Source organism: Streptomyces sp. 2-1 (assembly GCF_048564895.1).
GTDB lineage: Bacteria > Actinomycetota > Actinomycetes > Streptomycetales > Streptomycetaceae > Streptomyces > Streptomyces phaeochromogenes.
Genome location: NZ_CP183383.1, coordinates 7,063,713 through 7,088,571, shown reverse-complemented (window position 1 = coordinate 7,088,571; position 24,859 = coordinate 7,063,713). Strand labels below are relative to the sequence as shown.

20 protein-coding genes are annotated in these 24,859 nt (G+C 69.4%); 12 read left to right on the top strand and 8 right to left on the bottom strand.

Going from position 1 to position 24,859, the window contains the following annotated elements; genetic code table 11:
- Positions 1 to 570: 570 nt before the first annotated feature.
- Positions 571 to 1,947, top strand: coding sequence for a M14 family metallopeptidase (locus tag ACN20J_RS31300; RefSeq protein ID WP_189837387.1), 1,377 nt, complete (start codon positions 571 to 573; stop codon positions 1,945 to 1,947).
- 70 nt (positions 1,948 to 2,017) lie between these two features.
- Here ACN20J_RS31300 and ACN20J_RS31295 read toward each other — a convergent pair whose 3' ends face one another.
- The 5 genes from ACN20J_RS31295 to ACN20J_RS31275 all read right to left on the bottom strand — a co-directional run bounded on the left by ACN20J_RS31295 (position 2,018) and on the right by ACN20J_RS31275 (position 7,004).
- The gene (locus ACN20J_RS31295; protein ID WP_419667323.1) at positions 2,018 to 2,761 is read right to left on the bottom strand and encodes a hypothetical protein; all 744 of its coding nucleotides are present in this window, start codon (positions 2,759 to 2,761) and stop codon (positions 2,018 to 2,020) included.
- A 58-nt stretch (positions 2,762 to 2,819) separates the two neighbouring features.
- Entirely contained in the window at positions 2,820 to 4,448 is a 1,629-nt protein-coding gene (locus ACN20J_RS31290; protein ID WP_419667322.1) for a GntP family permease, read from the bottom strand.
- 161 nt (positions 4,449 to 4,609) lie between these two features.
- On the bottom strand, positions 4,610 to 5,020 hold the full coding sequence (locus tag ACN20J_RS31285; RefSeq protein WP_419667321.1) for a RidA family protein: 411 nt from the start codon (positions 5,018 to 5,020) through the stop codon (positions 4,610 to 4,612).
- The gene (locus ACN20J_RS31280) at positions 5,017 to 5,781 is read right to left on the bottom strand and encodes an IclR family transcriptional regulator (protein ID WP_189837383.1); all 765 of its coding nucleotides are present in this window, start codon (positions 5,779 to 5,781) and stop codon (positions 5,017 to 5,019) included. The genes ACN20J_RS31285 and ACN20J_RS31280 overlap by 4 nt, the downstream gene beginning before the upstream one ends.
- On the bottom strand, positions 5,778 to 7,004 hold the full coding sequence (locus tag ACN20J_RS31275; RefSeq protein ID WP_419668997.1) for a sugar kinase: 1,227 nt from the start codon (positions 7,002 to 7,004) through the stop codon (positions 5,778 to 5,780). The genes ACN20J_RS31280 and ACN20J_RS31275 overlap by 4 nt, the downstream gene beginning before the upstream one ends.
- Positions 7,005 to 7,209: 205 nt before the next feature.
- Here ACN20J_RS31275 and ACN20J_RS31270 point away from each other — a divergent pair, with 205 nt between their 5' ends.
- Together ACN20J_RS31270 and ACN20J_RS31265 are read left to right on the top strand one after the other, a co-directional pair.
- A complete protein-coding gene (locus tag ACN20J_RS31270; RefSeq protein WP_419667320.1) occupies positions 7,210 to 8,493 on the top strand; it encodes an amino acid deaminase in 1,284 nt (427 codons plus the stop codon).
- Positions 8,494 to 8,502: 9 nt separating this feature from the next.
- Positions 8,503 to 10,128 (top strand): N-acyl-D-amino-acid deacylase family protein, encoded by a 1,626-nt coding sequence (locus ACN20J_RS31265; protein WP_419667319.1) that lies wholly within the window; start codon positions 8,503 to 8,505, stop codon positions 10,126 to 10,128.
- A gap of 15 nt (positions 10,129 to 10,143) precedes the next feature.
- Here ACN20J_RS31265 and ACN20J_RS31260 read toward each other — a convergent pair whose 3' ends face one another.
- Together ACN20J_RS31260 and ACN20J_RS31255 are read right to left on the bottom strand one after the other, a co-directional pair.
- Positions 10,144 to 11,058, bottom strand: a complete 915-nt coding sequence (locus ACN20J_RS31260) for a S1 family peptidase (RefSeq protein WP_361903410.1) — start codon at positions 11,056 to 11,058, stop codon at positions 10,144 to 10,146.
- Positions 11,059 to 11,392: 334 nt separating this feature from the next.
- A complete protein-coding gene (locus ACN20J_RS31255; RefSeq protein ID WP_419667318.1) occupies positions 11,393 to 12,127 on the bottom strand; it encodes a hypothetical protein in 735 nt (244 codons plus the stop codon).
- A 125-nt stretch (positions 12,128 to 12,252) separates the two neighbouring features.
- Between ACN20J_RS31255 and ACN20J_RS31250 the strand changes: the two genes are divergently transcribed.
- From ACN20J_RS31250 to ACN20J_RS31225, 6 genes are all read left to right on the top strand, one after another.
- Complete coding sequence (locus tag ACN20J_RS31250; RefSeq protein ID WP_055614150.1) at positions 12,253 to 13,464, top strand: pyridoxal phosphate-dependent aminotransferase; 1,212 nt, start codon at positions 12,253 to 12,255, stop codon at positions 13,462 to 13,464.
- A gap of 113 nt (positions 13,465 to 13,577) precedes the next feature.
- A complete protein-coding gene (locus tag ACN20J_RS31245; RefSeq protein ID WP_419667317.1) occupies positions 13,578 to 14,006 on the top strand; it encodes a hypothetical protein in 429 nt (142 codons plus the stop codon).
- Positions 14,007 to 14,321: 315 nt separating this feature from the next.
- Complete coding sequence (locus tag ACN20J_RS31240; RefSeq protein WP_419667316.1) at positions 14,322 to 15,398, top strand: hypothetical protein; 1,077 nt, start codon at positions 14,322 to 14,324, stop codon at positions 15,396 to 15,398.
- Between the two features lie 12 nt (positions 15,399 to 15,410).
- Entirely contained in the window at positions 15,411 to 16,586 is a 1,176-nt protein-coding gene (locus ACN20J_RS31235; protein WP_361916752.1) for a toxic anion resistance protein, read from the top strand.
- A gap of 1 nt (position 16,587) precedes the next feature.
- Entirely contained in the window at positions 16,588 to 18,198 is a 1,611-nt protein-coding gene (locus ACN20J_RS31230; protein ID WP_419667315.1) for a substrate-binding domain-containing protein, read from the top strand.
- Entirely contained in the window at positions 18,185 to 18,793 is a 609-nt protein-coding gene (locus ACN20J_RS31225) for a hypothetical protein (protein ID WP_419667314.1), read from the top strand. The genes ACN20J_RS31230 and ACN20J_RS31225 overlap by 14 nt, the downstream gene beginning before the upstream one ends.
- A gap of 683 nt (positions 18,794 to 19,476) precedes the next feature.
- Here ACN20J_RS31225 and ACN20J_RS31220 read toward each other — a convergent pair.
- Positions 19,477 to 21,321 (bottom strand): phosphoenolpyruvate carboxykinase (GTP), encoded by a 1,845-nt coding sequence (locus ACN20J_RS31220; protein WP_361902802.1) that lies wholly within the window; start codon positions 21,319 to 21,321, stop codon positions 19,477 to 19,479.
- Positions 21,322 to 21,682: 361 nt separating this feature from the next.
- Between ACN20J_RS31220 and trhA the strand changes: the two genes are divergently transcribed.
- The 3 genes from trhA (at position 21,683) to ACN20J_RS31205 (ending at position 24,774) form a co-directional block, all read left to right on the top strand.
- Positions 21,683 to 22,396: a PAQR family membrane homeostasis protein TrhA gene (gene trhA, locus ACN20J_RS31215; protein WP_189837373.1), complete on the top strand. Its 714-nt coding sequence runs from the start codon at positions 21,683 to 21,685 to the stop codon at positions 22,394 to 22,396.
- 105 nt (positions 22,397 to 22,501) lie between these two features.
- The gene (locus tag ACN20J_RS31210) at positions 22,502 to 24,139 is read left to right on the top strand and encodes a DHA2 family efflux MFS transporter permease subunit (protein ID WP_419667313.1); all 1,638 of its coding nucleotides are present in this window, start codon (positions 22,502 to 22,504) and stop codon (positions 24,137 to 24,139) included.
- Positions 24,136 to 24,774, top strand: coding sequence for a TetR/AcrR family transcriptional regulator (locus ACN20J_RS31205; protein ID WP_419667312.1), 639 nt, complete (start codon positions 24,136 to 24,138; stop codon positions 24,772 to 24,774). Before ACN20J_RS31210 ends, ACN20J_RS31205 begins: the two co-directional genes overlap by 4 nt.
- The last annotated feature ends 85 nt before the right edge of the window (positions 24,775 to 24,859 follow it).

Sequence of the window (24,859 nt, the reverse complement as noted above, 5' to 3'; positions counted from 1 at the left end):
CTCAGTTTTCCGGCTGCGGCTCGGCTTCGCACGCGCGCGTCACACCCGTGGGTGCACTTTGGGTGGGTCCGCGACGTGTGGGGTGCGGGCGCGTACACTGCCGGGCCGCATATATGCATTGCGCCCGGCTTGTGCGCCCTGTGCCGCCCGGCGTGCGCGGGCGCTCCGCTTGGGGCCGGGTCAAAGCGGTGGGTTGGTGGGGCTTGGGGCCTGGCCTAAGCAGCGGGTTGGCGGGGGCTTGGGGTCGGTTCGAAGCGGCGGGTTGGTGGGGGCTTCGTGCGCAGTTCCCCGCGCCCCTGGAGGGGCGCGGTCGGCATGCACGCGTGTCGACCGATGCTCGGGGGACGGGGCTCGGGGCACGACCGTCTCGTTTCGGCCGGTTCGGGGTGGCGGGTTTCGGTCTGGTCTTGACCCGAACATGCCATAGCCCCACGATGAGCGCCACACCCGCACACGGGGTCCTGTCGGCTCATTCGGCGGACAGCCCCGGCACGTCGCACCGATCCACCCCCCGCTCCACTCCCCACACTTCCGGTGATCCCGGAATTTCTGGAGAAACTAGGAGAATCAATGCGACTTCGCATCAAGGGCGGCGGAACACCCGCCGCACCCCCCTCACCCGGCAGACGCGGCCGGCGCACGGCCGCCCTCGCCACCCTGCTCGCCCTGGCTCTCGCGGCCCCCATCGCCGCCACGACCAGCGCGAACGGCGCCTCCGGGGCGGCTCCCGCCTCCGACACGGAGGACATCCGTCAGTACGAGGTCCATGTCCACGGCAGCACCTCGGCCACCCGTACGGCGATCTCCCAGGCGGGCGTGTCGATCGACGAGGCCGACGAGGAGACCGTCGTCGTCTCGGGTCGCGCGGCCCAGGCGAAGAAGCTGCGGCAGCTCGGCTACGAGGTCACGGCCCTCGGCTCCGCCCCCGACCGCTCCAGCGCCGCGGACGTGGGCGTCCTCGACTTCCCCTCCGCCGACTCTCGCTATCACAACTACGCCGAGATGAACACGGAGATCAACCAGCGCCTGGCCGCCTACCCGAGCATCATGAGCAAGCGCGTGATCGGGAAGTCGTACCAGGGCCGGGACATCGTCGCCATCAAGATCAGCGACAACGTCGCGACCGACGAGGCCGAGCCCGAGGTCCTGTTCACCCACCACCAGCACGCGCGTGAGCACCTCACCGTGGAGATGGCGCTCTATCTGCTGCGTGAGCTGGGCGCCGGGTACGGCTCCGACTCCCGCGTCACGAACATGGTGAACAACCGCGAGATCTGGATCGTCCCGGACCTCAACCCGGACGGCGGCGAGTACGACATCGCGTCCGGCGCCTACCGCTCGTGGCGCAAGAACCGCCAGCCCAACACCGGCAGTTCGTACGTCGGCACCGACCTGAACCGCAACTGGAACTACCGCTGGGGCTGCTGCGGCGGCTCGTCGGGCTCGACGTCCTCCGAGACCTACCGGGGCACCGCGGCCGAGTCCGCGCCCGAGGTGAAGGTCGTCGCCGACTTCGTACGCAGCCGGGTCGTGGGCGGCAAGCAGCAGATCAGGGCGGGCGTGGACTTCCACACGTACAGCGAGCTGGTGCTGTGGCCCTTCGGCTACACCAACGCGGACACCACGACCGGGATGACGGTCGACGACCGCAACGCCTTCGCCACGGTCGGTCAGAAGATGGCCGCCAGCAACGGCTACACGCCCGAGCAGTCCAGCGACCTCTACATCACCGACGGGTCGATCGACGACTACCTGTGGGGCAGTCAGAAGATCTTCGCCTATACGTTCGAGATGTATCCGGGGTCCAGCGGCGGGGGCGGGTTCTACCCGCCCGACGAGGTGATCGAGCGGGAGACCGCGCGGAACCGCGACGCCGTGCTGCAGCTGTTGGAGAACTCCGACTGCATGTACCGGTCCATCGGGAAGGAAGCGCAGTACTGCAGTTGAGTGAGTTCGGTTGAGGTGCGTGGGGAACTGCGGGGCCGTTGTGGCCTGTCGCGCAGTTCCCCGCGTGCCTTTATGGGGTCTTCTTCTCCTCGGGCGCCGCCTCGGCCTTGGCCTCCGCTTCGGCTTCCGCTTCGGCCTCTACCTCGGCATCAGCTTTGACCTCGGTCTCGACTTCGGCCTCGGCTTCGGTCTCGACCTCGCCCTCTTCGGCGTCCTCGAAGTACGTGTCCAGGACCTCGTCCAGCTGGGTCTCCCACTCCTTGAAGCGGGACCTGGCCGACGCCTCGATCTCGATCGGGTACCAGCGGCGGTCGGGGGTGTGCACCGTGATGGTGAACCGCTTCCCGAAGCGCGGCGACTCGGTCTCGACCGCGCCGATCTCCTCCCAGCGGAACTCGGCCTCCTGGTCGTCCAGGCTCAGCCGTACGCCACTGTGGTCGGCGACGATCTTCGCGCGGCGGTCGGAGGCCTCGAAGACGGGGCCGCCCTCGGGAGCCTCCTCGGGCTCCGCCGCCGGTTCCTCCCGCTCCTCCGGCTTCTCGCTGGAGGAGTCCTCGCCGGAGGGCTCGTCGGTGGAAGGCTCGTCGTCGGAGGGGGCCTCCTCCGCGGCTTCCTTCTTGAGGTCCGTCTGCTTGGCAGGCTTCCGCTTCTCGGGGGCCGTCTCCTCCTCCGAGGCCGTCTCCTCGGAGACGGCCTCCGTCGGCTCGGCGTCCTTCGGCTCGGCGGGGCGCGGGCCCGTGATGCCGGGCACGAACGCCGGGTCGACCGCGGCGCCTTGCAGGGGCTGGATGTTGGGTCCTATGCGCTGCTCCACAGCGGGCAGTATGGTCGACGATCCTGTGTCGAGAACAGTCGGGCTCCGCTTCGTCCCGCTATATGAAGATGCTCAGCAGCGCAGCCACCGCGAAGCCCGCCACCGACAGGACCGTTTCCAGGACAGTCCAGGACTTGAGGGTGTCCCGTTCGGAGATGCCGAAGTACTTGGCGACGATCCAGAAGCCTCCGTCGTTGACGTGCGAGGCGAAGATCGAACCGGCCGAGATCGCCATGATGATCAGCGCCAGATGGGCCTGCGAGAGGTCCTGGCCCTCGACCAGCGGGACGACGATGCCGGCCGTGGTGACGATGGCGACCGTCGCCGAACCCTGGGCGACCCGCAGCACCACGGAGATCAGCCAGGCCAGCACGATGATGGGCAGGCCCACGTCGTTGAACGTGTCGGCCAGCGCGTCCGCGATGCCCGAGCCCTTCAGTACGGCGCCGAAGACGCCGCCCGCGCCGACCACCAGCAGGATGTTGCCGACCGGCTTCAGGGACGCCGTCGACACCGTCTCCAGCGACTTGCGTGACCAGCCGCGCCGGATGCCCAACAGGTAGTACGCCATGAGCAGCGCGATCGTCAGCGCCACGAAGGGGTGCCCGAAGAACTCGATGACCGAGCGGAACGTCGACGGGTCCAGGGCGATGGAGGAGAACGTCGCGGCGAGGATCAGCAGCAGCGGCGTACCGATGATGAGGAAGACCGTGGAGAGGGAGGGCGGCTGCTCGGCGGGGGACCCGGACGGGCCTTCGGCGACGGCTACCGAGCCGGAGCCCGCGCCTGTGCCTGTGCCCGCACCTGTGCCTGAGCCTGTGCTTTGGGTCGGGACTGTGCTCTTGCCCGTGGTTGTGGTTGTGGTTGCGCCGTCCGTGGGTCCTCCGACTGCCGCACGGCGTGCCGCGCGTTCCGCGGCGACCGCCGCCTTCGCCTCGTCCGCGGCCTCGACCATGTCCTGCGGTACGGGGACGAAGAGGCGCTTGCCTATCCAGGCCGCGTACGCCCACGCCGCGAGCACGGCGGGGATGCCGACGATGATGCCCATCAGGATGACCCAGCCCAGGTCCACCTTGAACAGACCCGCCGCGGCGACCGGGCCCGGGTGCGGTGGCAGGAACGCGTGCGTCATCGACAGGCCCGCGAGAAGCGGCATGCAGTAGAGCAGGATCGACTTGCCGGAGCGCTTGGCCGCCGCGTACACGATCGGCGCCAGGACGAAGATGCCTACGTCGAAGAAGACCGGGATGCCGAAGATGAGGCCCGTCAGGCCCATGGCCAGTGGGGCGCGCTTCTCGCCGAACAGGTTGAGCAGGCGGGCCGAGAGCGCCTCCGCGCCGCCCGACACCTCCAGGATCGCGCCGAGCATCGTGCCGAGGCCGATGATGATCGCGACATGGCCGAGGATGCCGCCCATGCCCGACTCGATCATCGAGACCGAGGTCGACCGCTGGACCGTGCCGAAGAGTTCCGTGACGGAGAGGCCGGCCGAGAGGCCGACGGCTATGGACACCGCCAGCAGCGCTACGAACGGCTGCAGCCTGACCTTGATGATCAGGACGAGGAGCAGGACTATGCCGAGGGCCGCGACCGTCAGGAGGCCCGCGGTGCCGTCCATGAGGAGGAGCAGGCCGCCTGTGTGGGGTGGCGCTTCTGGGGTGGGTGTGGCTGCTAGCAGGGACGACATGGGGGGGCCTCTTCTTAAGGGCATGGAGCTTTCGGGCAGGGGGGATCGCGGTGCGGCGCCCTGGGGTGGGCGCCGGACCTTGATGACTTGGCGGGTGCGGGTGCCGGTGCGGGTGTTGTGGGGGGCTTTGTGGGGGGGGTGCGTGGGGTGCGTTGTGGCTTTTAGGCCAGTACTGCCAGCGCGTCGATTTCGATCAGCAAGCCTGCGGGGAGGCCCACGTACACCGTTGTGCGGGCCGCGGGGGGTGCCGACAGGCCCTGCTCCTCGAAGTACGCGTTGTAGATCGCGTTCATCTCCGCGAAGTGGTCCACGTCCGTGAGGTAGACGCGGATCATCATCGCGTCGTCCCAGGAGGCGCCGCCCTCTTCGAGGATGGCCTTCACGTTGGCGAGGGTCTGGAGGGTCTGCTCCCGCAGGGTCGGGCCCGCGGGCGTGGGGGGCTCGCCCTCGACCGCGGGCAGGAAGCCGACCTGGCCCGCCACCTGGAGGATGTTCCCCTTCTTGACGCCGTGCGAGAACTTGGCGGGCGGGGCGGTGTGGGTCTTGGGGGTGAGGGCGATCTTGTCGGTCATGAGCTGGTTTCCTTCGTCGGGGTCTTGCCTGAGTACTCGCCACTGATTGCCGCCGCGGTACGGCGCACCAGTGGGAGCAGTGTGAGGAGTTCGTCGGCGGTGACGACCACGTTCGGGGCGGAGACGGACATGGCTGCGACGACTCGGCCGTCCGTGCCCCGGATGGGGGCCGCCACGCAGTTGATGGACTCTTCGTGGCCGCCCAGGTCCGTGGCCCAGCCCTGGTCCCGTACCTTCTCCAACTCCCTGAGGAACGCTGGGGCGTTGGGGGTCGAGCGGGATGTGTACATCGGGTAGTCGAGTTTGTCCGCCAGGGTTTGGCGCTCGGGTTCCGGGAGGTCCGCGAGGAGCAGTTTCGCCACCGCGGCGACCGTGATGGCCACCGGTTTGCCGATGCGCGAGTACATGCGGACCGGGTAGCGGCTCTCGACCTTGTCGATGTAGAGGACCTCGCCCTCCTCGTGCACGGCGAGGTGGACCGTGTGGCCGCACTGCTCGTTGAGGCGTACGAGGTGGGGGTGGGCGATCTCCCGTACGTCGAGGTTCTCCACGGCCTCCTGGGCCAGGGCGAAGAGGCGGGCGCCGAGGCGGTAGCGCTGGTCGGACTGGCGGTAGACGAGGCCGTGTTCGTGGAGCGTGCGCAGGAGGCGCAGGGCTGTGGACTTGTGGACACCCAGGCGGTCGGCGACCTGGCCCAGGTCGGCGGGGCCTTCGGCTAGGAGCGGCAGAATGGACAGCGCTCTGTCGACGGTCTGGCTCATGGGGTGGGTACCTCCTCCTGGGCCCGGTCTGCGGGGTGCGTCCAGCCGGGGCCGAGTCGAAGTGTCCCCCACGCGTCGTCGTCCAGGGCGGCGAGGCGGTCGGCGTGGTCGCGGGTGGGGGGTGCGCCGAGGTCTCCGGGGTCGGTGAGCGTGGCGGCGGCCATGAGGTGGCCGTGGCGGAGGCGGGTCCTCGGGGGGAGCCCGCGGAGTGTCGCCGACAGGAAGCCTGCCGCGAAGGCGTCGCCTGCTCCTACTGGGGCTACTACGTCCACCTGTAGGGCGGGGACGAAGGTGATCGTGTCGGTTGGGTGGTGCGCGGTGGTTCCGTCGCTCTGGCGTGGGGTGTGCGGGTGCCGTTCCGTGGTGCGTTCGCTCTCGTTCTGGAGCGGGGTCGGGTGCATGTCGGGGGGTATCCGTCCTCGGTCCGGCGTGGAATCGGTTGCCTGAAAAGGGCTACGAGTTGACACGCCAGCCGCTGCGGGCGGACACCCCCCGACACGCCCCCTCGCGTCCGTGGGCGGGTGCGGTTGCGTGGGGAGTGCTGCCTCGAACGCCGTGGCGCCTTGGCTGCCGGCCTTGACCACCAGTACGCGGGGCTCCGGGAGTGCGGCGCGGATCGCGGTGGGGCCGCCCGTGATGCCCCAGGCCTCCTCCGCCTCGTCCTCGCCGACGAATACGAGGTCTGCTCCGCGGGCGAGTTCGAGGAGGGTGGCCCCTGCTTGGGAGGGGGTGGGCCAGAGGCCTGCGCGGTAGTTGACGTCGAACGAGATCAGGGGGCGGTGGGGGGCCGGTGCCGTGAGGGCGGTCAGGAGGGACCGGCAGTCGGGGGAGAGGGCCGCCGTGATGCCGGAGAGGTGGAGGATTCGGCCCGAGTGGATGGCCGCCATGTCGGCGGTTGCCTTGGACATGGCCGAGGCCGCGGAGCCTGTGCGGTAGTACGCCACCTCGTGGGCGTCGGTGGAACGGTCGCTCGCCGTGCGGAAGTAGATGCCGGTGGGGCGGGTGGGGTCGCGTTGTACGGCGGAGGTGTCGACGCCGTACGCGCCGATCGCCTCGGTCAGGTGGTCGCCGAAGCCGTCGGCGCCCACCCGGCTGACCCACTTCGCGGTGTGGCCGGCGGCGGCCAGTGCGCAGGCCACGTTGGACTCCGCGCCGCCGATCGCCCGGTCGAAGGAGGGCACGTCCGCCAGACGGCCCGCGCGGGAGGGAAGGAACGTGACCATGGACTCGCCGAGGGCGACTACATCCACGGCGGGCGCGGCGGCCGTGGGGGCGGGTCCGGTGGGGGTCACGATGGCTTGGGCTCCTTGGCCTTTGTGGGTCTCGGCGGCTTCGTTGACCCGGCGTTGGCCGAGATGTTAGACAGCAGTAAGCGCGACACGCAATGACTGTTGCAAGGAGTGCAACGGCGAATATTTGGGAGGCTTCATGGCCGCCGATTCCGGTACCGGTGCGGAGCGTCTTGCCGCGCTCGCGGACGAACGTGTCGACCACCGGTTCAAGGGGCTCCCGCCCGATGCCGACGGGCTCACGGTCGGTGAGCTGGCCGCTCAGCGCCGCAATCTGTTCAGTGGTGGGTTCACCACTCCGGTGCTCGCCCTGTCCGCCGAGCGGCTCGATCACAATCTGCGGCTCATGGAGACGTATTCGGTCCGGCACGGGCTCTCCTTCGCCCCGCACGGCAAGACCTCCATGGCTCCCCAGCTTTTTCAGCGGCAGATCGAGCATGGGGCCTGGGGGATCACTCTGGCCGTGCCTCATCAGGTGCGGGTCGCGCGAGCCTTCGGAGTCCAGCGGGTTTTCCTGGCGAATGAGGTGGTGGATGCCTCTGCTTTGGAGTGGGTTTCGCTGCAGCTCGCCGATGATCCCGGGTTTCGTTTTGTTTGTTACGTCGACTCCGTGCGGGGGGTGGAGTTGATGGACTCCGCGTTGCGGGGTTCTCGTCGGCCCGTGGACGTCGTTGTCGAGCTGGCTGCCGGTGAGGGGGCTCGGACCGGGGTGCGGACGGAGGAAGAGTGCTCCGCCGTCGCGGATGCCGTCGCCGGTGTGGACACCTTGCGGTTGGTGGGTGTTGCCGGGTACGAGGGGGAAGTTCCGGACGCCGATTCGGAGCGGGTGCGGGGGTGGCTGCGGCGGCTTGTCTCGTTGGCCGTCGATTTCGACAAGGACGGTCGGTTCGACGGGGTCGAAGAGATCGTGGTCAGTGCGGGGGGCAGCGCCTGGTTCGATGCCGTTGCCGATGTTTTTGCCGGGATTCCTGAACTCTCCTTGCCTGTGCTGAAGTTGCTGCGGTCCGGTGCTTATGTCTCGCACGATGACGGGCACTACCGGAAGATCACTCCGTTCAACCGGGTTCCCGAGGAGGGTTCCTTGCAGCCTGCGTTCCGGCTCTGGGCCCAGGTTGTTTCCCGTCCGTCGGTCGAGCAGGCCTTCGTCAACGCGGGCAAGCGGGATGCCGCTTACGACCTTGATCTGCCCGAGGCTCAGGTGGTGCGTGCCGACGGCGGGGAGCGGCCTGCGGACGGCATCACCGTCACCGGGCTGTCCGATCAGCACGCCTGGATTCGTACGGACGAAGGGGTCGAGCTTCAGGTCGGTGACTGGGTGGGGATGGGGCTCTCGCATCCCTGTACGTCCTTCGACAAGTGGGAGCTGATTCCGGTGGTGGAGCAGGACGGGACGGTCGTCGACTACATCCGCACCTACTTCTAGGAGCCCGCCATGATGGACCTCGTAGTGCGTGACGTGGAGGTTGTCGACGGGAGCGGAGGCCCCTCCTACCGGGCCGACGTGGGCATCGAGGGCGGCAGGATCACGGCCATCGTGCAGGAGGCCGCTGCTGCCGGGTGCCTGCGGCCCGTGGCCCGCCGGGTTCTGGACGCCGAGGGGCTCGTCCTCTCCCCCGGCTTCATCGACATGCACGCCCACAGCGATCTGGCCCTGCTCCGGGACCCCGACCACAGCGCGAAGGTCGCCCAGGGCGTGACGCTGGAGGTCATCGGGCAGGACGGGCTGTCGTACGCCCCCGTCGACGACCGAACCCTCGCCGAGGTCCGCAGGGCCATCACCGGGTGGAACGGCTACGGGGACGACATCGACTTCACCTGGCGGTCCGTGGGCGAGTATCTGGATCGGTTGGATCATGGTTTCGGCGGCGAGGGCATCGCCGTCAATGCCGCCTATCTGATTCCTCAGGGCTCTGTTCGGATGCTTGCCCTTGGTTGGGACGATCGCGAGGCGACGCCACGGGAACTGGACCGGATGCGGCAGTTGGTCGCCGAGGGCATGCGGCAGGGCGCGGTCGGCATGTCGTCGGGGCTCACCTATACCCCGGGTATGTACGCCAAGGACTCCGAACTCACCGAGCTGTGCCGGGTGGTGGCTGAGTACGGGGGTTACTACTGCCCGCATCATCGGTCGTACGGGGCCGGGGCTCTGGACGCGTACCGGGAGATGGTCGAGCTGACGCGCGAGGCCGGCTGCTCTCTTCATCTGGCCCACGCCACCATGAACTTCGGTGTGAACAAGGGCAGGGGGCCCGAGTTGCTGGCGCTCGTCGATGACGCGCTGGCCGGTGGGGCCGACATCAGTCTGGACACCTATCCGTACACGCCCGGGTGTACGACTCTCGTGGCCATGCTGCCCAGTTGGGCCAGTGAGGGCGGTCCCGAGGCGATTCTCGCCCGGCTGCGGGAGGAGGGGACCGCGGAGAAGATCCGCCATCACATGGAGGTGGTGGGTGCGGACGGGTGTCATGGCGTTCCCATCGAGTGGGACACCATTGAGATCTCGGGGGTGGCCGATCCGGCGCTCGCCGAGTATGTGGGCCGGACGGTTCAGGAGTCGGCCGACTCGCGGGGCGAGGCTCCCTGGGTCACCGCTCGGCGGCTGCTCCTCGATGACGGGCTCGGCTCGACGATCCTCCAGCACGTCGGGCACGAGGAGAACGTGCAGGCGATCATGCGGCACCGCGTCCACACCGGCGGCTCGGACGGCATCCTGCGCGGTGACAAGCCACACCCGCGCGCGTACGGCACGTTCCCGCATTATCTCGGGCGGTATGTGCGGGAGTTGGGCGTTCTCGGGCTGGAGGAGTGCGTCGCCCATCTGACGTCACGGCCTGCCGCCCGGCTCCGGCTGCCCGACCGGGGGCTGGTCCGCGAGGGGTACCGGGCCGATCTGGTGCTCTTCGATCCGGCCACGGTGGCTGCGGGGTCGACCTTCGAGGATCCTCGCGTACTTCCCACGGGCATTCCGTACGTCCTGATCGACGGGCGGTTCGTCGTGGAGGACGGGCGGCGGACGGACGTGCTCGCGGGGCGGGCGGTGCGCGGAACTGCTCCGTGACCGCCCGCCGCGAGATCACGGCTTGGGCAGGGTGCAGCCGCTCGCACTCAGGTCGAGCTTGTTGTCGACGCCGAAGCACGCCGGGATCTGGTAGGTCTCCTGGGCGTAGTTGATGCCCGCGCGGACGGTCACGTTGCCGCTCTCGTCGACCTCACAGGGGTTGTTGTCGGTGCAGCGACCGCCGTCCTCGTTGCCGGTGTTGTTGACGGCGACGACGTTGCCGGTGGCGTTGTCGACGACGGGCGAGCCCGAGGTGCCGCCGATGGTCTGGCAGGCCGAGGTGTAGCGGACCGAGTCCTTCCAGGTCCAGGCGCCTTCCTTGAGGCGGTAGGCGAAGCCGTCGACGTTGCAGGCGTACGTCCGCTTCCAGTAGCCCGAGACGACCGTGATGGCGGTCCCGGCGACCGGGTGCGTGTCGTTCATCGTCAACGGGCTGATGTTGTACGAGCTCTTGATCTGCGCGTACGTGGTGGTGAGCTGGTACAGCGAGACGTCCGTGTCGGTCATCGTCGCGTACGCGATCTTGCTGGCTCGCAGGGTGGCGACCCGGGTGCCCGCGGCGTTGAGCAGGCCGAAGGTGCGGCTGGAGGCCTGGTCGACGATGACCTCACCGGCCGCGGGGAAGCCGGTCTCCAGACAGTGGCCGTTGGACATGACCATCGCCGGGTCGTTGTCCTCCGAGTCCGGGAAGCGGACAACGGAGCCCGAGCAGTTGCTGAGCGAGACGGTGCCGGCGAAGTTGACGGCCTGGACGGTCGGCGCGGTGATCCTGGACACGGCCGCCGTCGTGGACGTGACGGCGTCCCTGACCACCGAGGTGGCGGTGTCCGTGTCCACGCCGGTCGCGGGTTCGGGCGCCGCGACCGCGGGTGCCGCGCCCGCCCCGGCTATCACCAGGGCGAAGAGCGCGGCGCCGAGAGGCTTTCTCATGTGGGGGTCCCCTCATCGTGACTCGGGCGGCCGGAGAATTTCCGGCCGCCCATACGTCTGTCATGCACATTGTGAAGCGAGAGGGGGGTGCGGGCAAGGAGCCGCTTCAGGCGCGGCGTTGGCGGATTCCCTCGCATTCCCGGACTGCTCCTGCCCATCCCCCGGCACGGTGAACGTGAACGGGGTCGCCCCCCGGGAGCCGCGCGGCGGTCCGGCCGGCTCGGGGGCGGACCGGCCGGTGCCGAGCAGGTCGGCCTGCCGAGCCCGGCGGCCACGTGGCTCCTCGTCCGGCGGCTGCTCGGGCCGGGCGGCGGTCACTGGGGCCGGAGGACGGTTACTTGGGCCCCTTGGTGCCACCCTGGCCGCGCCCCGGCTTGCCGTCGGAGTTGCCCGGGCCCCTCGGGTTCGTGGTGGCGGTGGGGGTGGAGGGGGCCGAAGGGGTGGCGGGGGACTTGGCCGAGGGGTTCTCGGTCTCGTCGCCCGTCGGGGCGAGGCTCGCCGAACTGCTCGGGTCCCCTGTGCGAGACGACTCCCCGCCGTCGGACGACCGTGCGGCGGGGGCTCCGCCCGAGGACTTGGCGTCCGTGGGCGACGCGGGATCCCCGGCCGTCGGGCTCGTGCGGTCCTCGTTGTCCCGCGCTCCGCCGTCCGACGGCCCGAAGGAGAACCCGGCCATCACGGCGGCCAGGGACACCGCGCCCACCGCCCCGGCGACGACCACCGCACGCCGTGACGTCAAGGCTCGGGGCTTCCGCCGGGAACGACGACCGCCGGCCCGATGGCCGTCGCCCGGACGGCCGCCACCGACCCGGCGGCGATCTTCCGCTCCGGCTGGCACGGGTGGCAGCTCACGGGTCTCGTCGTACGCGTTCTGCCAGCCGTGGGCAGTCGCCGGGTCGGCGTACTCGTCGTACGCCGGGATCTCTTCGACCTGCGGGTGGTACACGATCGGCGGGACCACGGGCTCGTCGCCTTCCCGATGCGCACCATGGGTGTCCGGCGCGCCGGCCGCGTTGTTCGCGGCGTTCGCGCCGGACACCCCGTTTTCGTTCTCAGGTGGCCTCGACATGGCCGCGCATTGTAGGGACGGGAGAGGCCGACGGGACAGCTACCGGCGATAACCACTCAAACCACCCGTCTCACGTGGTGGAAAACACGCCGCGGGAAGCGTTACCCGGCCGTAAGCTCACGGACATGCAGGTGATCCAGTCGACCAAGCTCGCCAACGTCTGTTACGAGATCCGGGGCCCGGTGCTCGAGGAGGCGATGCGGCTGGAAGCGGCCGGGCATCGCATTCTCAAGCTGAACACGGGGAATCCGGCCGCGTTCGGGTTCGAGTGTCCGCCCGAGATCCTGGAGGACATCCTCCGCAACGTCTCGTCGGCACACGGGTACGGCGACGCCAAGGGCCTGCTCGCGGCGCGCCGGGCCGTCGTCATGCACAACCAGACCCTCGGCATCGAGACCGACGTCGAGCACGTCTTCATCGGCAACGGCGTCTCCGAGCTGATCGTGATGGCGATGCAGGGGCTGCTGGACGACGGCGACGAGGTGCTCGTACCGGCGCCCGACTACCCCCTGTGGACCGCCGCCGTGTCGCTGTCCGGTGGTACGGCCGTGCACTACCGGTGCGACGAGCAGTCCGACTGGATGCCCGATCTGGCCGACGTGGAGCGGAAGGTCACCGACCGCACCAAGGCGATCGTGATCATCAACCCGAACAACCCGACGGGCGCGGTCTACGACGAGGCGATGCTGCGCGGGCTGACCGACATCGCCCGCCGCCACAACCTGCTGGTCTGCTCGGACGAGATCTACGACAAGATCCTGTACGACGAGGCCACGCACACGCCGACCGCCAAGGTCGCCCCCGACCTGCTGACGCTCACCTTCAACGGCATGTCGAAGGCGTACCGCGTTGCCGGGTACCGGGTCGGGTGGATGTCGATCTCGGGGCCGCGGGCGCACGCCGACTCGTACATCGAGGGGCTGACCATCCTCGCGAACATGCGACTGTGCGCGAACATGCCGGGTCAGCACGGTGTGGTCGCCGCGCTGAGCGGGCGGCAGACGATCAACGAGCTCGTGCTTCCCGGCGGGCGGCTGCGGGAACAGCGGGACGTGGCGCACGCGCTGCTGACCCAGATTCCCGGCGTGACGTGCGTGAAGCCGAAGGGTGCCCTCTATCTCTTCCCGCGTCTCGATCCGAAGGTCTTCAAGATCAAGGACGACCGGCAGATGGTGCTGGACCTGCTGCGGACCGAGAAGATCATGGTGGTGCAGGGGACGGGCTTCAACTGGCCGGAGCCCGATCACTTCCGGGTCGTCACCCTGCCCACGGCCCGGGACCTGACGGACGCCGTGACCCGGATCGGGAACTTCCTGGACGGATACGGCCAGCCCTGACGCCCAATCAGTCACGCTCCGTGGTCAAACGGCTCGCTTTTCTGAACCGGCTCAACTTTAGACGAAATCCAAGCTAGGATGGTTTCCTGTCAGAGCACAGGAGGCCATCTCCCATGTACGAACCGATCCGCACCAAGTCGGTCCACACGATGGCCGGCACCGCCGACTTTCCCCATCGGTCGCGCGAAGAGGAGCTGGACATCCAGCTCGCCGGTCACCTCGCGGCACTGCTGGCCGTGACCGACGAGCTGCGCGGGATCGAACCGTCCGCCGAGCTCGACGTCGCCGCCGAGCGCATGGACGCTCAGGTCGCGCGTCTTCGCGGGGGCCGTTCGCCGGTCCGCGCGTCGGTGACCGGTGCCGGTACCACCGCCGAGTCCGCCCAGGTCGCGGCGCTGCACGAGCGGGCGCACGCCCTCGCGGGCCGCGCCCTCGTCGTCGCGGCGTCCCGCGCGGACACGGCTGCCGCGATCCTGGCCGCCGAGCGCATGGACGTGCACACGGCGGCCACCGAGGCCCGCCGCGCACTCACCACCCACTGAGCGTCCGGGTTCGGGGCTCCTTTTGAGCCTCCGGGCTCGCGTCTCCCGTTGAGCCTTCGGGCTCCCTCGATCGGCCCCGGTCCGCGTGCGCCCGCAGTGACGCGCGGGCCGGGTGCCATTGCGCTCCGCTGGACGCCCGATGATGAACGTGCGGGTCGGTGGGGGCTGCTCGCGCCGTTCCCCGCGCCCCTAGGGGCGCCCCTGGCCCGCCCCTAGCCGGATCACACCGCTCCGGTTGCGTACTGGGATGGGTCGGCCACTCCCTGTTCACCCAGAGCGCCGGGGAATGTTGGGTTCCGGGAGCAGGCTCCGGGTGTGAGACGAATAGTCGCCATCGTCCTGGCGGTGTTCCTGATCGGCGGAGTTGCAGCAGCCGTCGTCGCGGGCCGCGAAGAGCAGGACAAGAGCACGGCAACGAAGACCGTGCTGGGAGTGATCGGATCGGAGAAGGCGGAGTTCTTCGCCGATCCGGATGTGGTGAAGGCCCTCGCTGCCAAGGGCTACACCCTGAAGACGGAGACCTCCGGGTCCTGGGCCATGGAGGGACTCGACCTCAAGGGGTACGACTTCGCCTTCCCGTCCAGCCAGGCCCCCGCCGACGAGCTGGCCGCCAAGTACGACGTACGGCAGCCCCTGCCGCGCCCCTTCTACTCGCCCCTCGTGGTCGTGGCGCACCGAAGCGCCGCCGGGGTGCTGGCCGACAACGGGCTCGCGACGCTGCCGGCCAAGGGCAACGGCACGTTCAGGATGGCCGCCTACCTCAAGGCCGCCGGTGCCGACCGGACCTGGCAGCAGCTCAAGGGGGCCGAGCGGCACGGGGAGTTGAGCGGCACGCTCTTCATCTCCACCACGGATCCCACCAGTTCGAACTCCGGCGCGCTCTACCTCGCCGCCGCCTCGTACGTCGCCGACGGCGGCCGGGTCGCCGACGGCACCGCGGCCGTGAACCGCACGGCACCCCTGATGCGCAAGCTGATCAGCGTCCAGGGCGCCCAACAGACCAGTTCGGACGCGGCGTTCAGGGACTTCATCAGCGGCGTAGGCAACCCGCTGGTCCTCGTGTACGAGTCGCAGGTCGCCTCGCTGCTCGCGCAGGGCCAGGAGGTGGGCGACCTGACCGTCCTCTACCCCGACACCACCGCGAACAGCGACCACACCGTCGTCCCTCTCACGGACGAGGGCCGGGCGCTCGGTGAACTCCTCGGCACGGACAAGGAGTTGCGGAAGCTCGCGGTACGGCACGGGTTCCGGCCGCAGGGCACGAGCGCCGAGTTCACGGCGGCCACCGCCGCCCACACCACGTATCTCAACCAGAAGCTGACCGGTGTCCGGCAGTCGCCCGTGCCCGCCTCCAAGGTGCTGCACGAGATGGCGCGCCGGGCGCGGGGCTAGGGGGAACAGCAAGTGAGCAACACCGAAGACACCTTTGTCCTGACCCCTCCGCAGGCCGTCGCGGCCGTGCCGAAGGAGAAGGCCGGCGGACTCGTGCCGGTCGACGAGTCGGTCCGCACCGACATGGCGCGCAAGGCCGCCGAGTACGTCGACGGGCTCGCCGCGCTCGACGCCCGCTCCCCCGAGTTCGCGGGGAAGATCGGGGAGATCGTCGGCCTCGGCTCCGGTGAGATGCGCGGCGCCGCCGCCCAGTCGAACCGCATGCTGGAGCGCACGATCCGCAGCCTGCCCGCCAACGGCGAGGACGCCCAGTCCCGCGTCTCGTCCTCACTCGTCGAACTGCGGCGTACGGTCGAGGACCTGGACCCGCGGGACCTGCCCGGCGGCAAGGCCCGCAAGCTGCTGTCCCGGCTCCCCGGCGGCAACAAGCTCCGCGACCACGTCGCCAAGTACGCCTCCGCGCAGGGCACGTTGAACAAGATCGTCGGCTCGCTCCGCGGCGGCCAGGACGAACTGCGCCGCGACAACGCCGCGTTGCAGACCGAACGCGTCCGCCTCTGGGACTCGATGGGCAAGCTCCAGGAGTACGTGGTCCTGACGGAGGCCCTGGACGCGGCGGTCGAGGGCCACATCGCGGGCGTGGAGGCGACCGACCCCGCCCAGGCGGACACCCTGCGCGCGGACGTCCTCTTCCCCGTCCGGCAGAAGCACCAGGACCTGCTCACCCAGCTCGCGGTGTGCGCCCAGGGCTATCTGGCGATGGACGTGGTCCGGCGCAACAACGACGAGCTGATCAAGGGCGTCGACCGCGCGGCCACCACGACCGTCTCCGCGCTGCGCATCTCCGTGATGCTCGCCTCCGCCCTCGACAACCAGCGCAAGGTCGTCGAGCAGGTCAACGCCCTGCGCGGCACGACCGAGGACCTCATCCGCGGCAACGCGGAGATGCTCGCCACGCAGTCCGGCGAGATCCAGCGCATCGCCGCCGACCCGGCGGTCGGCGCGGAGACGCTCCGCTCGGCCTTCCAGCAGATCTACCAGACCCTCGACACCATCGACACGTACAAGGCCCAGGCCACGGAGTCCATGGCGGCGACGGTGGAGTCCTTGACGGCTGAACTCCAGCACGCGAGCGCGTACTTGGACCGCAGCCGCTCGCGCGCGGCGCTGGACGGGGGCCTCGCATGAGATGGGACACCTTCGAGGCCCGCCGTCCGTCGTCTGTGGGCAGGCGTCCGCAGGGCGGAACGGGTGGGCACAGACGACCCACCGGGCCGCAGCCGCGATCGCACTGGTACTGCTGACGGCAGGATGCACATCGGCAACGGAAGAGCCAGGCCCCTCCACCAAGCCGGAGCCCGGCACCCTCCGCATCCTCGCCTCCAGCGAACTCTCAGACATGAAGAGCGTGCTGGACCGGATCCAGCAGGACACCGGCATCAAGGTCCGCCCCACCTACATGGGCACCCTCGACGCGGTGAACCTCCTGGGCAAGGACAAGGCGAAGGGCACGTACGACGCGATCTGGCTCTCCTCCAACGACTACCTCCGCCTCAACCCCACCGCCGCGCAGCAGATCGTGTCGGAGACCCCGGTCATGTCCAGCCCGGTGGCCATAGGCGTGAAGACCGCCACCGTACGAGCGCTGGGCTGGAAGCCGGAGAACGTCACCTGGGCGGACATCGAGAAGGCGGTGGCGGACGGCGACCTGACGTACGGGATGACCGACCCGTCCCGCTCCAACTCCGGTTTCTCCACGCTCGTTTCGGTGGCGTCGGGCCTCTCCGACGCCCAGTCCGCGCTGACGGACGGGGACGTGAAGCAGGCGACGCCCAGGCTGGCGGAGTTCTTCAAGGGACAGAAGCTGACGTCCGGTTCGTCGGGCTGGCTGGCGGAGGCGTACGACCGGCGCGGTGACGTCGACGCGCTGCTCAACTACGAGTCGGTGCTGAAGGCGCGCAAGGACCTCACGGTGATCCGGCCGCGCGACGGCGTGGTCACCGCCGACTATCCGCTCTCCTCGCTCGCGTCCACGAGCCAGGCGGTCCGTGACGACGTCCGCCGCCTCACCGAGGCGCTGCGCGCACCGGCAACTCAGCGGCTGATCACCGACCGCACGCTGCGCCGCCCGGTGGTCGCCTCGGTCCCACCCGCGACGGGCCTGAACACCACACGCCGACGCGAACTCCCCTTCCCGGGCAGCCGTTCAGTGGCAGACGGCCTCCTGGACGCGTACGAGAACAAACTGCGCAGGCCCTCCCGGACCGTGTACGTCCTGGACACCTCGGGCTCGATGGGAGACGACGGGCGGCTCGACCGTCTGAAGAAGGCGCTCACCGATCTGACCAGCGACTTCCGCGACCGGGAGGAGGTGACGCTGATGCCGTTCGGCTCGAAGGTCAAGAGCATACGGACGCATGTGGTGCGGCCCGAGAACCCACGGTCGGGACTCGACGGAATCCGCCGCGACACCAAGGCGCTCACCGCCGACGGGGACACCGCGATCTACACCTCACTGGAGAAGGCGTACGAGCATCTGGGCGCCGACGACGACACGTTCACGTCGATCGTGCTGATGACGGACGGCGAGAACACGGCGGGGGCGAGCCCGGCGGCCTTCGACGGCTTCTACGGCGAACTGCCGCAAGCCGAACGGGAGATCCCGGTCTTCCCGATCCTCTTCGGCGACTCCGACCGGGGCGAACTGGAACACATCGCCGAACTGACCGGTGGCCGGCTCTTCGACGCCCAGAAGGGTTCGCTCGACGGCGCCTTCGAGGAGATCCGTGGCTACCAATAACAGCAACAAGCTCCTCGGCTACCTGGAGTCCCGCAAGAACCTCACCGGCAGCGCGTGCGGGGTCGTCGGCCTGGCGCTGACGTTCGCGGGGGTGGCGGGCCCGTACTGGCCGGTGGTGGTGGCGGGTCTGTACGGCGCGGGCGCACTACTGGCACCCCCGGAACGGCCCCCGCCGCCGGACTTCCCGGACCCCTCGGCCCAACTGGAGGAGTTGCGGGAGGACTACGGCAAGCTGCGCGCCTACCTCGCGGACATCGAGCTCCCACCGGCCGCGGCAGGCCACCTGACCGAGCTGACGGACCTCCTGACCGCCCTGCTGGACCCCGGCTGGGTCGCCGAGATCCTGGCCCAGGACCCGGAGGGGGTGCATGCCCTGTCCCGGGCCGTACGGCAGGACATCCCTGAGGCGGTCGACACGTTCGTACGGACGCGGTGGTGGACGCGCCTGGCCCCGGGCACGGAACCACCGGAACGCCACCTGGAGCGCCAGCTCTCCGTGCTCCACAGCGAGGCCCAGTCCCTGGCAACCACCCTCCACGAAGCGGAAGCCCGCCGCCAGGAATCCCACACCCGCTATTTGGAGGACCGCTCGTAGGGTCTTTTCTCGCCCCCGCCGCCCCTACCCATTCCCGTCCCTTACTCAGGGGCTCCGCCCCCGAACCCCCGCTCCTCAAACGCCGGAGGGGCTAAAGATTGCCTGGACTGGGCTGAAGAGTTCGCGGGCCGGGCCGAGGACTTCGCGGGCCGGGCTGAAGACTTCGGGGGCTGCGCTCGAGACTTCGGGGCTGAGCTGAAGACCTCACGGGCTGAGCTCGAGACTTCGGGGCTGAGTTGAAGACCTTGCGGGCTGAGCTTGAGACTTCGGAGCTGAGTTGAAGACCTCACGGGCCGGGCCGCACCTCTATAGCCCAGTCCAGGCACATCTCAGCCCGTCCGGCGTTTGAGGACGAGGCCGTTCAGGCCGATCTACCGCCCACCCCCGTTCAACCCACCCACCCCGCCAGCCCCCACCCACCTCTCAGCCCGTCCGGCGTTTGAGGACGAGCGCGGCAGCGCGATGCGGGGGTCTGGGGGCGGCAGCCCCCAGGGACGGGACGGGTAGGGGCGGCGGGGGCGAGGAGAATGCCACCGCGGCCGGCCCCAACCACGTCGCAGGTCAGGGCAACTCGGGGCCGGCCGCGGAGTTCAGGCGGTGGGCGTCAGGGCAAGCCGGGGTCGGCCAGGCCTGGGCGGACGGCAGACCGAGCAACCGTCCGCCCGAGTCGGGCCAAGTCGGCCTCAGCCCAGGCGCTTCACCAGGGCCCGGTACTCGTCCCACAGCTCCGTCGGTGTGTGGTCGCCGAAGGTGTTGAGGTGTTCCGGAACCAGCGCGGCCTCCTCGCGCCAGACCTCGTTGTCGACCGTGAGGAGGAAGTCGAGGTCGGAGTCGGAGAGTTCGAGTCCGTTCGTGTCGAGGGCCGCCTTCGTCGGCAGGATGCCGATGGGGGTCTCGACGCCCTCCGCCTTGCCGTCGAGGCGGTCCACGATCCACTTCAGGACGCGGCTGTTCTCACCGAAGCCGGGCCAGACGAACTTGCCCTCGTCGTTCTTGCGGAACCAGTTGACGTAGTAGATCTTCGGGAGCTTGGAGGCGTCCTTGTCCTTGGCCACGTCGATCCAGTGGCCCATGTAGTCGCCCATGTTGTAGCCACAGAAGGGGAGCATGGCGAAGGGGTCGCGGCGCAGCTCGCCGACCTTGCCCTCGGCGGCGGCGGTCTTCTCCGACGCCACGTTCGCGCCGAGGAACACGCCGTGGTTCCAGTCGAAGGACTCCGTCACCAGCGGGACCGCCGTGGCACGACGGCCGCCGAAGAGGATCGCCGAGATCGGCACGCCCTTCGGGTCCTCCCACTCCGGCGCGATGATCGGGCACTGCGCGGCCGGCACGGTGAAGCGGGCGTTGGGGTGGGCCGCCGGGGTCCCCGACTCCGGGGTCCAGTCGTTGCCCTTCCAGTCCGTCAGGTGGGCCGGAGTCTCCTCCGTCATGCCCTCCCACCAGATGTCGTTGTCGTCGGTCAGCGCGACGTTGGTGAAGACGGAGTTGCCCCACAGCGTCTTCATCGCGTTGGCGTTGGTGTGCTCACCGGTGCCGGGCGCGACGCCGAAGAAACCGGCCTCGGGGTTGATGGCGTAGAGACGGCCGTCCTCGCCGAACCGCATCCAGGCGATGTCGTCGCCGATCGTCTCGACGGTCCAGCCGCCGACCGTCGGCTCCAGCATCGCGAGGTTGGTCTTGCCGCAGGCCGACGGGAAGGCCGCCGCCACGTACTTCGACTCGCCCTGCGGGGGCGTCAGTTTGAGGATCAGCATGTGCTCGGCGAGCCAGCCCTCGTCGCGCGCCATCACGGACGCGATGCGCAGGGCGTAGCACTTCTTGCCGAGCAGCGCGTTGCCGCCGTAGCCGGAGCCGTACGACCAGATCTCGCGGGTCTCCGGGAAGTGCGAGATGTACTTCGTGGAGTTGCACGGCCACGGCACGTCCGCCTCGCCCGCCTCCAGCGGCGCCCCGAGCGTGTGCACAGCACGCACGAAGAAGCCGTCGGAGCCGAGCTCGTCCAGCACGGGCTGCCCCATGCGGGTCATGGTGCGCATCGACACGGCGACGTACGCCGAGTCGGTGATCTCGACGCCGATCGCGGAGAGGTCGGAGCCGAGCGGGCCCATGCAGAACGGGACGACGTACATCGTCCGGCCCTTCATCGAGCCGCGGAAGACGCCGCCCTTGGCGTCCTCGCCGGTGCCCGTGCCCTGGAAGATCTCCCGCATCTCCGCGGGGGCCTTCCAGTGGTTCGTCGGGCCCGCGTCCTGCTCCTTCTCGGAGCAGATGAACGTCCGGTCCTCTACCCGGGCGACATCGGTCGGGTCCGAGGCGGCGTAGTAGGAGTTGGGGCGCTTGATCGGGTCGAGCTTCTTGAAGGTGCCCTTGCGGACGAGCTCCTCGCTCAGTCGCTCGTATTCGGCCTCTGAGCCGTCACACCAGACCACGCTGTCCGGCTGCGTCAGTTCGACGATCTCGTTGACCCACGAGATCAGTTCCTGGTGATTGGTGGGAACGGTTGAGGGAGCCGCGATGTCGCGCGCCACGATTGCTCCTAGATGAGGGGTTTTGGTTGTTGATGCCCCGTGGGGGCTGCGACCCGGATGCTTCACGTGGTGACGCTTAGGCGCTCATCCGGTGCCGACCGCACTCATTTGATCATCCGACGGGTCCGCGCATATGTCCAGAGGGCCTCACACGTGAGCAGCGTGAGCATCACCACTTATTGCCGGTCATTTACCCGGTCATTCACCCAGGCCCTTCCCCTCCCACCGGCCACTCACCAGCCGCTCACCTCGCGCGCCGGTGGAACCCCGGCTCGTACGCCGGTGAGACCATGGCCACTTGGCGCCCTTCATACGGCCGGACTGATGCGTAACTTACGGTTCCGTAGGTACGATGCCCTTCATGACTGCGTCCGTCCCCGACGCGCCCTCGGACACGCCGGTCGTAGACCGCGTCGCCGAAGCGCTCTCCCTGCCGCATCCGGTGAAGCCGAGGCTTCGCGGCTGGCTGCACGCCGGGATGTTCCCGGCCGTCCTGGTCTCCGGCCTCGTCCTGACCGCTCTCGCCGACTCGACCCGCGCCCGTATCGCCTGCGCGATCTTCGCGCTCACGGCGTGCCTGCTGTTCGGCGTCAGCGCGATCTACCACCGGGGCACCTGGACACCACGCATGGACGGTGTGCTGCGCAGACTCGACCACGCGAACATCTTCCTGATCATCGCGGGCTCGTACACACCACTGACGATGCTGCTGCTGCCCGAGGCCAAGGGGCAGTGGCTGCTCTGGGGCATCTGGGGCGCGGCCGTCGCGGGCATCGCCTTCCGCGTGTTCTGGATCGGCGCCCCGCGCTGGCTCTACACCCCGTGCTACATCGCGATGGGCTGGGCGGCCGTCTTCTTCCTGCCCGACTTCATGCGGGCGGGCGGCATCGCCGTACTGGTCCTCGTGATCGTCGGCGGACTGCTCTACAGCGCGGGCGGTGTGATCTACGCGCTCAAGCGCCCCGACCCGTCACCGCGCTGGTTCGGCTTCCACGAGGTCTTCCACTCCCTCACGCTCGCGGCGTTCGCCACGCACTACATCGGCATCTCGATGGTGGCCTACCAGCACGGATAGCCCCGGCCGGCACTCGACGAAAGGGCCCCACCGCATCGCGCGGTGGGGCCCTTTCGCGTTCCCACATATTGACAGCGACCATCTTTTGAGAGTTACTCTCATTTCATGGTTACTGTCACTCCACCTCCCGAGACACACCTCGACCCCCGTCGCTGGTGGGCCCTCGGCGCCCTGGTCGCGAGCATGCTCGTACTCGGCTTCGACATGACGATCCTCAACGTGGCGCTGCCGACGATGGCCGGGCAGCTCGGCGCGAGCACCGGTGAGCAGCAGTGGATGGCGGACGCGTACGTCGTCGTCTTCGCGGCGCTGATGCTCCCGGCCGGCCTGCTCGGCGACCGGTTCGGGCGCCGCCGGATGCTGATGGTCGGGCTCGGCGTCTTCCTCGCCGGTTCGCTGGTCGGCGCCCTGGCCGGCGATGTGACCTGGGTCGTCGTCGCCCGTGCGGTGATGGGCGTGGGCGGCGCGCTGGTGATGCCGCTCGCCCTGTCCGTCCTGCCCTCGCTCTTCCCGCCCACCGAGCGCACCAAGGCGGTCGGCATCATCTCGGCCGCGTCCGCGCTCGGCATGCCGCTCGGCCCGATCATCGGCGGCTGGCTGCTTGACCACTTCTGGTGGGGCTCGGTCTTCCTGATCAACGTCCCGATGGCCGCGATCGGCATCGCCGCCTGTCTCTTCCTGCTGCCGGAGACCCGCGACCCGTCCTCCCCCAAGGTCGACGCCGTCTCCACCGCGCTCACCGCGGCCGGGCTCGGCGCGCTGATCTACGCGATCATCGAGGCGCCCAACCGCGGCTGGGGCGACCCGCTCGTGCTCGCCCTGATCGCCGGGTCCGTCGTCCTGCTGGCGGCGCTCGTGGTGCGCGAGCGCCGGTCCGTACGCCCCATGCTCGACATGTCGCTGCTCGGGCACCGCGGCTTCCTGCTCAACGCGGTCGCGGCGACGCTCGTGATGTTCGTCCTGTCCGGCCTGATGTTCGTGCTCCCGCAGTATCTGCAGGCCGTCCTCGGCAACGACGCCCTCGGTACGGGCGTACGGATGCTGCCGATGATGGGCGGGCTGATGGTCGCGGCGAGGGCGGCCCAGCCGGTCGTCGAGCGGTTCGGGTCGCGTGGCGTGGTGTGCGCCGGTCTGGTGGTGCTGGCCTTCGCCGCGCTCCTCGGCAGTCGTACGACGGTCGAGTCCGGGTACGGCTTCACCGCACTGTGGCTGTCGGTCGCGGGCCTCGGCTTCGGCTTCGCCGTCGTCCCCGCGATGGACGGGGCGCTCGCCACCCTCCCCGCCGAACGGGCGGGCAGCGGCTCCGGGCTGCTCATGACCCTGCGGCAGGTCGGCGGGGCGATCGGTATCGCGCTGCTCGGCAGTCTGCTGGCGAGCGCGTTCCGCGACCGGCTCGACGTGACCGGGCTGCCCGAGGGCGCGGCGGACACGGCCCGGGAGTCCGTGGTCGCGGCCCATATCGTCGGCGACCGCGCGGGCGCCGCCGACCTGGTGACCTCCGCGAACTCGGCGTACGTCCATGGCATGGGCCTCGTCCTGCTGGTGTGCGGGATCGCCTCGCTGGTGGCGGCGCTGCTCGCGGGGGCGTTCCTGCCGAACACAGAGTCGAACACCGGACCGAACACCAAGTCGCGGGACGTCACGGGGTCCGCGAAGGGTAAGCCGACTCCGGACACGACCCCGAAGCCCACTCCGGAGATGACCCCGCGCATGGCCCCGGGCCCGGCCGATGGCCGACAATGAGCCCCATGACGGCCGCACGCAGCTCCATCCCCGCCGACCGCCCCCAGCTGGGACTTCGTGAGCGGAAGAAGATCAAGACACGGACGGCGATCCGTGACGCGACCTACCGGCTCATCGAGGAGCAGGGGTACGACGCCACGACGATCGAGCAGATCGCCGAGCTCGCCGAGGTGTCGCCGTCCACGGTCTTCCGCTACTTCCCGACCAAGGAGGACATCGTCCTCACGGACGAGTACGACCCGCTGCTGGAGGCGGAGCTGCGGGCACGGCCGGCGGACGAGCCGCCCATGGACTCGCTCCGGTACGTACTGGGGAAGGCCGTGGGTCTCGGGATGGCCGAGGACGCAGAGGTCACCCGGCTGCGGACCAGGCTGATGGCCGAGGTGCCCGCCGTGCGCTCGCGGATGATGGAGAGCATGTCGGTCACGAGCCACCTGCTCTGCCAGGTCATCGGCGAGCGAACCGGCCGGGGCCCCGACAGCTTCGAGGTACGCGTCTTCGCGATGTCCCTCATCGGCGGTCTGATGGAGGTGTCCCTCTACTGGGCCCAGCACGACCACAAGGACGACTTCGCCGGCCTGGTCGACCGCGCCCTGGACGTCCTGGAGCACGGGCTCGTGCCGCGGACCGAGTAGTCGGCGGAAGAAGGCAGTTGCCCCCGCCCCTGGGAAGGGGCGGGGGCAACTCCGTATCACGAGCTCACGAACTCACTGGCTCACA